Origin of the sequence: Cohnella yongneupensis (assembly GCF_042655785.1) — a bacterium.
Classification (GTDB): domain Bacteria; phylum Bacillota; class Bacilli; order Paenibacillales; family Paenibacillaceae; genus Cohnella; species Cohnella yongneupensis.
Genome location: NZ_JBHSNC010000054.1, coordinates 122,499 through 135,301, shown reverse-complemented (window position 1 = coordinate 135,301; position 12,803 = coordinate 122,499). Strand labels below are relative to the sequence as shown.

14 protein-coding genes are annotated in these 12,803 nt (G+C 53.8%); 13 read left to right on the top strand and 1 reads right to left on the bottom strand.

All coding sequences use genetic code 11. The features are described 5' to 3' along the window. Nucleotides 1–48: 48 nt before the first annotated feature. The 6 genes from coxB (at nt 49) to ACFPQ4_RS18905 (ending at nt 5,465) form a co-directional block, all read left to right on the top strand. Entirely contained in the window at nt 49–1,083 is a 1,035-nt protein-coding gene (gene coxB / locus ACFPQ4_RS18930) for a cytochrome c oxidase subunit II (RefSeq protein WP_378113459.1), read from the top strand. A gap of 80 nt (nt 1,084–1,163) precedes the next feature. After that, on the top strand, nt 1,164–2,969 hold the full coding sequence (gene ctaD, locus ACFPQ4_RS18925; protein ID WP_378113493.1) for a cytochrome c oxidase subunit I: 1,806 nt from the start codon (nt 1,164–1,166) through the stop codon (nt 2,967–2,969). Beyond that, on the top strand, nt 2,966–3,583 hold the full coding sequence (locus ACFPQ4_RS18920) for a cytochrome (ubi)quinol oxidase subunit III (RefSeq protein WP_378113458.1): 618 nt from the start codon (nt 2,966–2,968) through the stop codon (nt 3,581–3,583). Before ctaD ends, ACFPQ4_RS18920 begins: the two co-directional genes overlap by 4 nt. A gap of 4 nt (nt 3,584–3,587) precedes the next feature. Further along, on the top strand, nt 3,588–3,905 hold the full coding sequence (locus ACFPQ4_RS18915) for a cytochrome C oxidase subunit IV family protein (RefSeq protein ID WP_378113457.1): 318 nt from the start codon (nt 3,588–3,590) through the stop codon (nt 3,903–3,905). Between the two features lie 87 nt (nt 3,906–3,992). Beyond that, nucleotides 3,993–4,910: a cytochrome c oxidase assembly factor CtaG gene (gene ctaG, locus ACFPQ4_RS18910; RefSeq protein WP_378113456.1), complete on the top strand. Its 918-nt coding sequence runs from the start codon at nt 3,993–3,995 to the stop codon at nt 4,908–4,910. Between the two features lie 93 nt (nt 4,911–5,003). Further along, nucleotides 5,004–5,465 carry a DUF420 domain-containing protein gene (locus tag ACFPQ4_RS18905; protein ID WP_378113455.1) on the top strand — a complete coding sequence of 154 codons (462 nt, stop codon included), beginning with the start codon at nt 5,004–5,006 and terminating at the stop codon, nt 5,463–5,465. Between the two features lie 164 nt (nt 5,466–5,629). Here ACFPQ4_RS18905 and ACFPQ4_RS18900 read toward each other — a convergent pair whose 3' ends face one another. Further along, complete coding sequence (locus ACFPQ4_RS18900; RefSeq protein ID WP_378113454.1) at nt 5,630–6,463, bottom strand: helix-turn-helix domain-containing protein; 834 nt, start codon at nt 6,461–6,463, stop codon at nt 5,630–5,632. A gap of 203 nt (nt 6,464–6,666) precedes the next feature. Between ACFPQ4_RS18900 and ACFPQ4_RS18895 the strand changes: the two genes are divergently transcribed. The 7 genes from ACFPQ4_RS18895 (at nt 6,667) to ACFPQ4_RS18865 (ending at nt 12,714) form a co-directional block, all read left to right on the top strand. Beyond that, the gene (locus ACFPQ4_RS18895) at nt 6,667–7,521 is read left to right on the top strand and encodes an electron transfer flavoprotein subunit beta/FixA family protein (protein ID WP_378113492.1); all 855 of its coding nucleotides are present in this window, start codon (nt 6,667–6,669) and stop codon (nt 7,519–7,521) included. Continuing rightward, nucleotides 7,518–8,555 (top strand): electron transfer flavoprotein subunit alpha/FixB family protein, encoded by a 1,038-nt coding sequence (locus ACFPQ4_RS18890; protein ID WP_378113453.1) that lies wholly within the window; start codon nt 7,518–7,520, stop codon nt 8,553–8,555. Before ACFPQ4_RS18895 ends, ACFPQ4_RS18890 begins: the two co-directional genes overlap by 4 nt. Then, on the top strand, nt 8,539–9,834 hold the full coding sequence (locus ACFPQ4_RS18885) for an FAD-dependent oxidoreductase (RefSeq protein ID WP_378113452.1): 1,296 nt from the start codon (nt 8,539–8,541) through the stop codon (nt 9,832–9,834). The genes ACFPQ4_RS18890 and ACFPQ4_RS18885 overlap by 17 nt, the downstream gene beginning before the upstream one ends. Beyond that, a complete protein-coding gene (locus tag ACFPQ4_RS18880) occupies nt 9,834–10,139 on the top strand; it encodes a ferredoxin family protein (RefSeq protein ID WP_378113451.1) in 306 nt (101 codons plus the stop codon). The genes ACFPQ4_RS18885 and ACFPQ4_RS18880 overlap by 1 nt, the downstream gene beginning before the upstream one ends. A gap of 14 nt (nt 10,140–10,153) precedes the next feature. After that, nucleotides 10,154–10,315: a hypothetical protein gene (locus ACFPQ4_RS18875; protein WP_378113450.1), complete on the top strand. Its 162-nt coding sequence runs from the start codon at nt 10,154–10,156 to the stop codon at nt 10,313–10,315. A 67-nt stretch (nt 10,316–10,382) separates the two neighbouring features. Then, complete coding sequence (locus ACFPQ4_RS18870) at nt 10,383–11,648, top strand: PQQ-dependent sugar dehydrogenase (protein WP_378113449.1); 1,266 nt, start codon at nt 10,383–10,385, stop codon at nt 11,646–11,648. Between the two features lie 139 nt (nt 11,649–11,787). Then, nucleotides 11,788–12,714 (top strand): hypothetical protein, encoded by a 927-nt coding sequence (locus ACFPQ4_RS18865; protein WP_378113448.1) that lies wholly within the window; start codon nt 11,788–11,790, stop codon nt 12,712–12,714. Nucleotides 12,715–12,803: the final 89 nt, after the last annotated feature.

The following is a 12,803-nucleotide window of genomic DNA, read 5'->3' as shown; positions in this document are numbered from 1 at the left end:
GTGCCGAACGTTCTGGGCTATCTATGAAAACGTCAAATTGGGGTTGATATGATGAATCGGTGGCACGCAATGAAACGGCTGCTTCCGCTAATGGCTGGCTTAATGCTGATTTTGTCGGCTTGCGGAAGAAAAGACCTCTCGACGCTGAACCCGCAAGGGCCGGTAGCTGAGACGCAATACAATTTAATGAAACTATCCATTGGCATTATGGCTTTGGTCGTCGTCGTCGTGTTCGCCATCTGTATTTACGTCTTGATCAAGTTCCGCCGCCGCAAAGGCGACAAGACGATTCCGAAGCAAGTCGAAGGCAATCACACGCTCGAGATTATTTGGACCGTGATTCCGCTCGTGCTGCTTCTCATTCTGGGCGTGCCGACCATTCAGCACGTTTTCGGATTGGCGAAAGATTACACGAACGACAAAAACGCTATCCAGGTCAAAGTGACCGCGCATCAATATTGGTGGGAATTCGAGTATACGGATTACGGCATTACGACCGCGCAGGAATTGATCGTGCCAACCGGCAAAAAAGTCGAGTTCCAGCTTGCATCGGCTGACGTTAAGCATGCTTTCTGGATTCCGGCCATCGGCGGCAAGATGGATAACAACCCTGGCGTGAACAACCGCATGTACTTGGAGTTCCCGAATGAAGGCGTGTTCCGCGGTAAGTGCGCCGAGCTTTGCGGACCTTCCCATGCGCTAATGGATTTCAAGGCGAAAGCGGTTAGTCCAGCCTCCTTCGATCGTTGGATCGCGGCGATGAAAGCGCCTGCGGTCATGCCTGCGGACAAAGAAATCGCTGATACGTTCACCGCGCAGTGCTTGTCTTGCCACGCGGTAGGGGAGAAGGGCGAGAAAACAGCGCCTAACTTGACGGGCGTCGGCGGACGTCAGACGATCGCGGGTATCTTGTACAACGATGAAACGCCTATCGAGGACAACCTGCGCAAATGGATTAACAATCCGCAGGACGTCAAATCGGGCGCCATGATGCCTAGCGCGGCGGATAACGGCTTAACGCCGGAGCAAATCGACGGCATCGCCAAATATTTGGCGGAATATAAGCTCAATTACGAGCAATAATCATGCGGGAATTTTGAAGGGGGTACGCGGTCTTGTCTGCACACGCACACGCGCATAAGGTCAAGCGATATACGGGCTTGATGGATTGGCTGACGACCGTCGACCATAAGAAGATCGGCATTCTGTACATGATTGCAGGTTTGTTCTTCTTCCTGATCGGCGGCTTGGAAGCGATCGTTATCCGGGTTCAATTAATGAAGCCGATGAACGACGTCGTCTCCGGGGACACATTCAACGAATTAATTACGATGCACGGTACTACAATGATCTTCCTTGCGGCGATGCCGCTGCTGTTCGCCCTGATGAACGCGGTTATTCCGCTTCAAATCGGCGCGCGCGACGTCGCGTTCCCGTTCCTGAACTCGCTTGGATTCTGGACCTTCTTCTTCGGGGGCGTGCTGCTGAACCTGAGCTGGTTCGCGAACGCCGTGCCTGATGCGGGATGGACCTCATACGTACCGCTGGCCGGGCCGACGTTCAACTCGGGGCACGGGGTCGATTATTACGTAATCGGTCTTCAGATAGCGGGTATTGGTACGCTGCTCGGGGGTATTAACTTCATGGCGACGATCATCAACATGCGTGCGCCAGGGTTGTCCTTCATGCGGTTGCCGATGTTCACATGGACGATTTTCATTACGTCCGCTTTGATCGTGTTCGCATTCCCTGTCCTCACGGTAGGTTTGGTCGCCTTGATGTTCGACCGGCTGTTCGAAGCTAATTTCTTCGAAACCGGCAACGGAGGCAGCTCCGTATTGTGGGAACACATCTTCTGGGTGTTCGGTCACCCCGAGGTATACATTCTGATTTTGCCGGCGTTCGGCGTTATTTCCGAAGTCGTCAGTACGTTCTCCCGTAAGCGGTTGTTCGGTTATAGCTCCATGGTATTCGCGACCGTACTGATCGCGTTCCTGGGCTTCATGGTATGGGCGCATCACATGTTCACGACGGGACTTGGTCCGGTAGCGAACGGTCTGTTCTCCATCGCCACGATGTTGATCGCCGTACCGACCGGGGTTAAGATCTTCAACTGGCTGTTCACGCTGTGGGGCGGATCGATCCGCTTCACGACGGCAAGCTTGTTCGCGATCGGATTCATTCCGACGTTCGTAATGGGCGGAGTAACCGGCGTTATGCTGGCATCCGCGCCTGCGGACTTCCAATATCACGACAGCTACTTCGTAGTCGCTCACTTCCACTACGTTATCGTCGGCGGCTTGATCTTCGGTATTTTCTCCGGCTTGCACTACTGGTGGCCGAAGATGTTCGGACGAATGCTTAACGAAGGTATCGGCAAAATCACGTTTTGGACGTTCTTTACGGGCTTCCACCTTACGTTCTTCGTACAGCATTTCCTTGGCTTGCTCGGTATGCCGCGTCGCGTATTCACGTACTTGCCTAACCAAGGCTTCGATACGATGAACATGATCAGTACCTTCGGCGCGTTCTTCATGGGCATCGGTACGATCGCGTTCTTACTTAACATCTTCATCACATGGTCGAAACCGCGCAACGCGGCAGCCGACGCTTGGGAAGATGGACGTTCGCTGGAGTGGACGATTCCTTCGCCGCCTCCGGAGTACAACTTCAAGCAAACTCCGCTCGTACGCGGATACGATGCTTGGTGGAAAGAAAAGATGGAAGGCAAGACGGCTATGACGCCGGCCGAGCCGGTAGGCCCGATTCACATGCCTTCGCCGTCGATTCTGCCGCTTTACATGAGTATCGGATTGTTCATCGCGGGCTACGGATTTATGTATGATAATCTCTTCGTCGGCGGCGCTGGACTGTTGATCACTTTCTCGGGCATGTTCCTTCGTTCCGTATTCGACGATCACGGCTTCCATATCGAGCCGGAAGATCAGGATAAGGGGGTACACGCATGAGTGCACACGATCACGCCGAAGGGCAATTGCCGCACCAACCGGAAACAGCAACGATGGAAGGCCGCAATAAGATTCTCGGCTTCTGGATCTTCCTCGGCGCGGAAACCGTCCTGTTCGGAACTTTGTTCTCCGCGTTCCTGGCTTTGCGCCACAACGTAATGGATGGACCGCATGCCTCCGAGCTCTTCGAGCTTCCGATGGTATTCGCGGCAACGATGATTTTGCTTACGTCCAGCTTGACGAGCGTGTTCGCCGTTCAAGCGCTGCATAGCCATAAGAAACAAGCGATGGTCGGCTGGCTGATCGTCACGATCTTGCTCGGACTTTGCTTCCTTGGACTCGAGATTTACGAATTCAAGAACTACGTGCATGAAGGCCACGGCTTTACGACAAGCGCGTTCAGCTCCTCCTTCTACACGTTGGTCGGCTTCCACGGAGCTCACGTAGCGTTCGGGGTATTGTGGATCGGATTGTTGATCGCTCAAATTTACAAAAAGGGCCTTACGGTCGTTACGGCTCCGAAAATTTACGTATCGGCGATCTACTGGCACTTTATCGACGTCGTATGGGTATTCATCTTCACCGTTGTTTACTTGATGGGAAAGGTGGGCTAATCGCATGTCGAGCAACCATTCGGCTACCGGCGAAGAAGCTAAGCGCCACAGAACGGAAGGGCCTAAGAAGCATATCGTCGCTTTCGTAATGTCCCTAGCGCTTACGATTATCGCTTTCGCGGCCGTTGCCGCCGGTGAAATCAACACGACGTTCACGTATATCATCATCGTAGGGATGGCGATTTTACAGGTTTTCGTACAAATGGCGTTCTGGATGCACATGAAGGATCGCGGACATGTGTTCCCGATCATCGCAATATTAACCGGCGTATTCATCGTAATAACGATGGTTATTATGGCGACCTATTGGGTATGGTGGTAATACGGAGTTAAATCGCAGAGAGGCGGGCCACAATCCGACCTCTCTTTTTTTAATGAATGCAGGCTATTAGGAAGGAGGATCTAACGGATGTGGGGTTTACAATATTTCTCGTTCCGCGATTTGTGGAGTCCGTTGTTCATGGTGTTCATGATGGCGGTTATTGTCTTGTACGCGTTCGTCGTAGGGCCATGGAGACTGCGGTTCAAAGATAGTACGCCTGTGTCGTGGGGCAGACAATTCTCGTTCATCCTGGCGGCGTTCTTGATCTATTTGACGCAAGGCGGCCCGCTTAGCTTGCTTGGCCATTTGATGTTCACTTTCCATATGACGAATATGGCGGTTTCGTACATGATCGTTCCGCCTTTATTGTTGTTCGGTATTCCGGACTGGTTGTGGCGGAATATATTCGGACTTAAATTCTGGCGTCCGCTACGTGTGTTCATGAATCCGATCGTAAGCTTGGCATTGTTCATCCTGCTATTCTCGTTCTATCACATGCCGGACAATCACGACTGGATCATGACTCATTTTACGGTGCACCGGCTGTATTATATCGCGCTTCTCATCTCCTCGATCATTATGTGGTGGCACGTGTTTTTGCCGGTACCGGAGTGGAGAAGAATATCGCCGCTTATCACGCTTGGCTATATTTTCTTGGGCGGGCTGCTGCTGACGCCGGCTTGCGTAATGATTATTTTCGCGGAAAATCCTTTGTTCGCGGTGTACAACGATCCGCAGGTGTGGGTTAAGGCGATGGGCTATTGCGTATCCGGCGATCCGGCGGCTATGTTAAGCAAGTTCGATGGACCGGCGTTCTTCAATATGATGAGCGCGCACGACGATCAACAGCTCGGCGGCATTATTATGAAGCTTCTGCAGGAATTCGTGAACGCGGTCGCCTTGTATATGGTATTCATGCAATGGTATCGCAGAGAGCGTGCGAGCGAGGACGAACCGTCCATGGAGCTTGCGGGCGTCGATCCGGCAGGAATGAACAATGTGTGACGCCTGTGTCGAACCGTTGAAGTAGGGCGTCGGGGCAGGTACAATAGCTATAGTTGTATTAGTAAAGACGTAGCGATGGAGCGGTGACCTTACATGTCGGTATTCGATATTTTTCCATTAATCAGTACGAGCTTTATCGCGCTTAGCGGGATTTTGGTAGCGATTGGTTGGCGCCTTATTATTCAGGGCAAGCGCGAGGCGCATGAGAAAGTGATGCTGGCGGCTGCCGTCGCGGCTTCCTTGTTCTTCATCATCTACGTGTCGCGTACGATCTTCGTCGGCAATACGATGTTTAACGGGCCGGAAAGTCTGAAGAAGATCTACTTGGTCTTCTTGCTGTTCCACATCGTGCTTGCGACGGTAGCTGCGATATTCGGCATTACGACGCTGACGTTAGCGTTCCGCAAAAGCTTCGCGAAGCATCGCAAGTGGGGCCGCAAGACGGCGGTCATCTGGTTCGCGACCGCGATCACCGGCGTAACGGTATACGTGCTCTTGTATCTCTGCTATCCAGGCGGACATACGAAACCGGTTATCGACGCGATCTTCGGGTAAAAAGAGAAACTGCCTCAGAGCTATGGCTCTGGGGCAGTTTTTTTGTTATCTGTGGCAGCGAATGTGAGTGCTAATATCGTCGAAATCGATCATTTCCTAGGAAATAACATCACCATATGTGCTTATTTCGCCGCAACCGAGCTGTTCATGCAGTAACCCCTACTCTACCTGCCTTGTGCGCTCACCTTCCGAGCCATAATCTTGCTCATCGCGTGCTGGTGAGGAATGCCCGAGGAGTTGCAATCGAACACGATCTCCGAGCTGTCCAGGATAAGCCAGTCGCGATAGTGGGCGAGCAGTTCGCCGGAGTACCATTTGTGAGCGTTCGGTTCTTTTTCGGGGGGCGGGGCGATGAACGGCTTTTGGATGAATACGTTAAAGACGTGCGCGCCGCCTTCGTTCGTGAACTGCTTATAGTTAGCGAAAATCTCGTCTCGGAACTCCGGCTTCATATAGTGCAGAACGCCGCTGGAGTACAAAATATCGAAGGGTGTATCCAGACGATAATCCAATAGGTCCGCCTTGAACGCATGGACGTGTACGCCGACCTGATCGGCGAGCCGCTTCGTCTTCTCGACGCCGGCGTCCGTCACGTCGAACGCGGTTACCTCGTAACCGTTCCGCGCGAAAAACACCGCGTCTTTCCCTTCCCCGCAGCCTATGTCCAGCAACCGCAGCCGCCTCGTCGGAGGAATCTTCCGAAGTACTTCATAACAGGCGCTGTTCGGCTCCGTACCCCAGTAATAGTCCTCCGTCTTGTATTCTTCCTCATAGATCGTAATCGGCTTTTGCTGTGATACGTATCCCATTAACTTATCGATGCTTACCTGCAACGTCCTCGATAGCTCCGGAAGCAACGAGATGTCGGGCATCGTCTGTGCGTTCTCCCATTTGGATACGGCCTGAAAAGACAGTCCGAGAATTTGCGCGAGCTCCTCCTGCGTTAACCCTCTCTCTTTACGGTAAGTGCTAATGTTCCGTGCGAGCTGCTGCTTCATCGCGTTCACGCTCCTTAATTACCCCCATTCTATTGGATTGCGCTAGAGGGAACAATAACCTCGCGATTGAATTTAGGGAACATTCAACCGGCAGTTGAATGCGCAATCGGACAAACCCAGTCATGTTCGCGCGACACCGCTAATATATTAGAGTGATCGATAGCATCGGAATAGTTCGCATGGCTGCCGAAAGGGTGAAGCGTATGTTGCATATCGTCGCCTGCATTAAACAGGTGCCGGATACGAAGATCATCAAGATGAACCCGAAGACGAATACGATGGACCGTTCCAGCGCGCCGGCCATCTTGAATCCTTACGACGCGCATGCGGTGGAGGAAGCTGTTCGATTGCGCGCCCGTTACGGAGGCGTCGTCTCGGTATTGACGATGGGGCCGCCGCCGGCGGTGAAAGCGATCAAGAAGTGCATCGAGATCGGCGCCGACGAAGGGTACATGATTACAGACCGGGCGTTCGCGGGCGCGGATACGCTCGCTACCAGCTACGCGTTGACGAAGGCGCTGGAGAAAATCGCGGCGGAAGTGCGTCCGATCGACCTTATCATCTGCGGCAAAATGACGATCGACGGAGATACCGGCCAAGTCGGTCCGGGCATTGCCCGCAGACTAGACATGCCTCCCCTTACTTCGGTCAACAAAGTGGCGGAAGTGAACCGGGAGGAAGGCTACACCATCGTGCACCGGAAGCTCGAGGACGGATATGAGGTCATTCGCTCTACGCTACCCTGTCTGTTCTCGGTAGAGAAAGAGATTAACGACGTGCCTTACTCCTCCATGCCGAATATGCTTAAGGCGGCACGTTATCAGCCGATCATCTGGTCGGTGAACGACTTGCCGGACATCGACCGGACGCAGCTAGGCTTAAAAGGATCGCCGACGATCGTCAGCTCCGTCTGGGCACCGCAAAAGCCGCAAGGCGGCAAGCTGCTCGAAGGCGAGGCGCAGCAGCAAGTCGCGCAGCTGCTGGACGTTCTGCTGACGCGTAAAGAGCTGTTCACCGCCCCGGCGGCTATCCAGCAGCCAACAGGAGGTACGCAATGAGCGACTTCAGCGATTACAAAGGAACGTGGGTATTCCTTGAAGTAAAAGACGGAGAAATCGTACCCGTATCGCTAGAATTGTTAGGAGCCGGACGCCAATTGGCGGACAAGCGTACCACGCAATTGGCCGGAGTACTAGTCGGGCATAACGTAACGCCACTTGCGAAGAAGGCGTTCGAATACGGGGCGGACGTCGTATACGTGTACGATGCTCCGATCTATCGTCACTATCGAACGGAGACGTATATGCGTGCCATCTTGGCCTGCGTGGAGAAGCATAAGCCGGAAATTTTGCTGTATGGAGCAACGTCGACCGGCAAAGATCTCGCGAGCGCGGTGGCGACGGACTTGCCGACCGGACTGACGGCGGATACGACCCAGCTCGACGTCGAGGCGGATACCGGGTTACTGCTCGCTAGCCGACCGGCGTTCGGCGGCAACATTATGGCGACGATTTTATGCAAGAAGTATAGACCGCAAATGGCTACCGTTCGCGCGAAGGTGATGAAGCCGCTCGCTCGCGAGCCCGGCCGCGCGGGAACGGTAATCGAAGAATCGATTCCGCTGGAGGAAGCAGACATCCGTACGAAGGTGCTGGAGATCGTCCGCGCGACGACGCATCGCGTGCGGATCGACGAGGCGGATATTATCGTCGCCGGCGGCAAAGGGCTCGGCGGACCTGCAGGCTTCCAGCTTATACATCGGCTCGCGGAGACGATCGGGGCCGCGGTGGGCGCAAGCCGCGACGTCGTCGAAGCAGGATGGGTCGAGCATCACCACCAAGTCGGCCAGACCGGCGTCACGGTAACGCCTAAGATCTACTTCGCCATCGGCATCTCGGGAGCTATCCAGCATATCGTAGGGATGCAAAACTCCGGACTCATCATCGCGATTAACAAGGATCCTAACGCGGCGATTTTCCAATGTTGCCATTACGGCATTGTCGGGGACGCGCTCGCCATCGTGCCTCTCTTGATCGAAGCTTTCAAAACCGCATTAACGAAAGGAGAGTTGGCCGATGCCGGAAAAGTTTGACGCGATCGTAGTCGGGGCTGGTCCCGCGGGCATTGCCTGCGCTTACGAGCTGGCGAAAGCAGGCGTCAGCGTCTTATTGATCGAGCGCGGCGAGTACCCGGGTTCGAAAAACGTCATGGGCGGCGTGCTCTATCGCAAAATGATGGAGGACATCGTGCCAGGCTTCCATAAGGAAGCGCCGCTTGAGCGACCGATCGTGGAGCAACGCTTCATGATGATGGACAAAGCTTCGGCGGTCACTTTCTCCTACAAAGGGATGGAATGGGCGGAGGAGCCGTTCAACAACTTCACGGTACTCCGCGCGAAGTTCGATCAGTGGTTCGCTCAGAAGGCGGTGGAGCAAGGCGCGCTGCTCGTCTGCGAGACGGTCGTCCTATCCTGCATCGTCGAGAACGGCAAGGTCGTCGGCGTGCGTACGGACCGGCCAGACGGAGAAATCAGGGCCGATGTCGTCGTGCTCGCGGACGGCGTGAACTCGCTGCTCGCCAAGTCGCTCGGCTTCCACAAGGAGTTCCGTCCGGACGAAGTCGCGCTCGCCACGATGGAGATTTTGAAACTGGACAAGAAGATCATCGAGGACCGCTTTAGCTTGGAAGAAGGCCAAGGCTGCACGATCGAGCTGTTCGGAGACGCGACCAAAGGCATTCTCGGCACCGGATTCCTGTACACGAATAAAGATACGCTGAGCATCGGCGTCGGAACGTTACTATCCGGACTTATCAAGCATAAGATAAAACCATACGAATTGATGGAGTACGTCAAGCGGCATCCGATGATTAGACCTTATATCCAAGGAGGCGAACCGCAGGAGTACCTGGCCCACTTGATTCCTGAAGGCGGTTTCAAGTCGATTCCGAAGGTCGTCGGCGCGGGCGTGCTCGTCGTCGGAGACGCGGCTCAGCTCGTTAACGCGATCCACCGCGAAGGTTCGAACATGGCGATGACGTCGGGACGTCTTGCGGCGGAGACGATTATCGCCGCCAAGGGGCGCGAGGATTTTTCGGAAGCTTCGCTGGATGAGTACCGCAAGTCGCTCATGGGAAGCTTCGTCGGGCAGGATATGAAGAAGTACAAGGACGCCACCCATCATTTCGACAAGTTCCCGCAATACTTCGAGCAGTACATTCCGATGATGAACCGCGCCGCCAGCCAGATGCTCACGGTCGACGGAGCGTCGAAACGGGAGAAGCAGAAGAAGATTTGGCGCGACATCGGCAACTTTAGGCAGAAATTCAGAATAGCCAAAGACTTTTATCGGGCTTGGAGAGTGATGAAGTGATGAGTGAACCGTCTGCGGCAGGTAAAGCCGCAAGCATTGAAGAGAAGCAGTATTTGCTGAGGTTCAACGCGGATACGCAGTCTCACTTGCACGTAATGGACGCGAACGTCTGCTTGACGAGTTGCCCGGATAAAATATGCACCATTTTCTGCCCGGCAGAGGTGTACAAGTGGGAAGATATCCGGATGCACGTCGGTTACGAGGGCTGTCACGAATGCGGAAGCTGCCGGATCGGGTGTCCGCATCAGAACATCAAGTGGGTGTACCCTAAGGGTGGGCACGGCATCGTTTTTCGACTCGGGTGAGAGGGGAAGAGCGCATGTTGAAGATCGGGGATAGCGTCGAGTTTCTGAAGGACGGCACGAAGGGTATTATTATGGAGGTTCACGATAACCTGTACCATATCATCTGGGAAGATCACTTCAGCAGCTGGGAGTACGGCGAGACGCTGCGCAAAATGGAAGCCTATCCGTCGAAATGACGGGTAGGTTTTTTTTGTTGTGCGGTTGTGATCCCTATGCGAGAATCATGGAAAAGGGGGAGATGGAATGAAATTCCTGAAATTGATATTCGTATGCGCGCTGCTCGCGCTCAGCTTGACCGCATGCTTCGGATCGGACGAGCCGAAGGGGGACGGCGAACCGGTTGCATCGAACGAACCGAAAAGGACGAACGAAACGACCCCGGACGCCTCTTCGGAGCCACCTGCAACTTCGGCGAGCCCGACCGAAACGGAGGCAACGGAGGCGGCGGGAACGCCCGAAGCCATTACGCTGCACGCGCTATTCGGCGAGACGACGTTCGAACGCCCCGTCGGCTTCGCTACTCGCAAAGATCATCCGCGCGACATTTACATAATCGAACAAGCTGGGCGTATCGTCGGCATGAATCTCGATCGTCCGAAGGATAAACCGGCAGTTCTCCTGGATATTTCGGACCGTGTCTATGCGGAAGGCGACGAACAGGGACTGCTCGGCTTGGCGTTCCATCCGAACGATCCGGGGAAAGCCTACGTGAACTATACGACGAAGACGCATACCGTTATTGCCCGGTTCGATGCCCCCGCGGATGATCCCGAGCGTTTGGACCCGTTGAGCGAGGAGCAATTGCTCACGTTCAAGCAGCCTTACGCGAATCACAACGGCGGCCAGTTGGCGTTCGGTCCGGACGGCTACTTGTATATCGGGACGGGGGACGGCGGCAGCGCCGGAGATCCTCATAATAATGCGCAGAACTTGAACAGCTATCTCGGCAAAATATTGCGAATCGACGTCGATCGATTCGCGGAAGGGTTATCGTACGGGTTTCCCGCGGACAATCCTTTCTTGAAGGACGGTTTGCCCGAAATATACGCATACGGTCTTCGGAACCCGTGGCGATTCAGCTTCGACGAGGCGACAGGGAAGCTATGGACGGCGGACGTCGGGCAAAACCGCTACGAGGAAATCGATCTCGTGGAGAAGGGCGGCAATTACGGTTGGCGCATTCAAGAGGGAACGGCATGCTTTAATCCGCAGGAAAACTGCGAGACGGACGGTCTGAAGCAGCCGATCTACACGTACGGCAGAGATGCGGGCGTATCGGTAACGGGCGGCTACGTGTATCGCGGGAAGTCGCGGCCGGATTTGACCGGCTGGTACGTGTTCGGCGACTACGGTTCCGGCACGATCTGGGTGCTCCGGCAACGGGAGGACGGATCCGCGGAAGTGTTGGACTTATTGGCGTCAGAGGAGAACCTTACCTCGTTCGGAGAGGATGCCGACGGGGAGTTGTATATTTGTACGCAGGAAGGTCGAATTATGCAGATTAGATAAATATTATAGCGAGATTTGATATTCTTTGGAACATCTTTAAGTGATAAACATAGACTTAACGCCTAATTCCCACTATAATACTAATGATTAATTAGGAGATATTTCCTATCTATTTCATTCTATGGAGGATGATTCGGACGTGCAATGTACTCAATGCGGACATATCAATCAATCAGGTAAATTTTGCGTTAAATGCGGCGCTAGTTTAGAAGCCGCGGCGGCCGCCGCAGGGGCGAACCCAGGTTTCCCGCAAGGCGTACCGCAACAACAGACTGCAGTGCAGCCTCCTTATGCGCAGCCAGGCGCTTATGCAGGGCAAGCTCAACCGCAATACGGCCAACCGGCGCAATTCAATCAACCGAACCCGCAGCTGCAGCAAGCTAAGCAAGTCGCGAACCAATTTTTCAACTTGTTCGGACAAGCTTTGAAGCGTCCTATGCGCGTCAGCGAGCAGACGAACGCCGGCCAAATGGCCAGCGGCATCATCTCTTTGGTGCTTTTCGCGTTGTTGGCTCCGCTAACCGTGTACTTCTTGTTTAAAAGCAATGCTAATGGGGAAAGCGTTCCTTTTGGTGAATTCGCGCTTCGGCCGTTCGCCTTCATGCTCTTCATCGTTCTCGCGGCAAACACGCTTATCTTCGTAACTTTGAAGTTTGGCAACGTCGTACGTAGCTACAAGGAAGTGCTAGCACGCTTTGGCGCTTACTCGGTTCCTGCAGTAGCGATTGTTTTCGTTGCTTTCTTATTGTCCTTGATGGACGCAAATTTGACGTTCGATATTAGCATTCTCGGAATCGGCATTGTAGCATGGATTCTTGGGATCGGCTTTACGGTATACAGCTATAAGTCGGAGAACACGGGCGGACTGGATGCATTCTACGGCGCATTGCTTTCCATCGCTATTACGGTCCTGCTAGTTTTCCTACTAAAAGATGTGTTGAGCAATATCTACGTGATGGTATTCCGATTAATGCTGATTAGAGTTATCATGGGCGGCAGCGACAATAGCTCCGATGATGATTCGGGGCTTAGTGGGCTTAACGATCTCTTGGACATGTTGAACTAAGCAAGTAGCAACTAGCCAGCGCACGACGATTATGCGAGAAAAAGGTGATTGGCATCTCTACTATACATTTCTGCAAACAATGCGGTCAC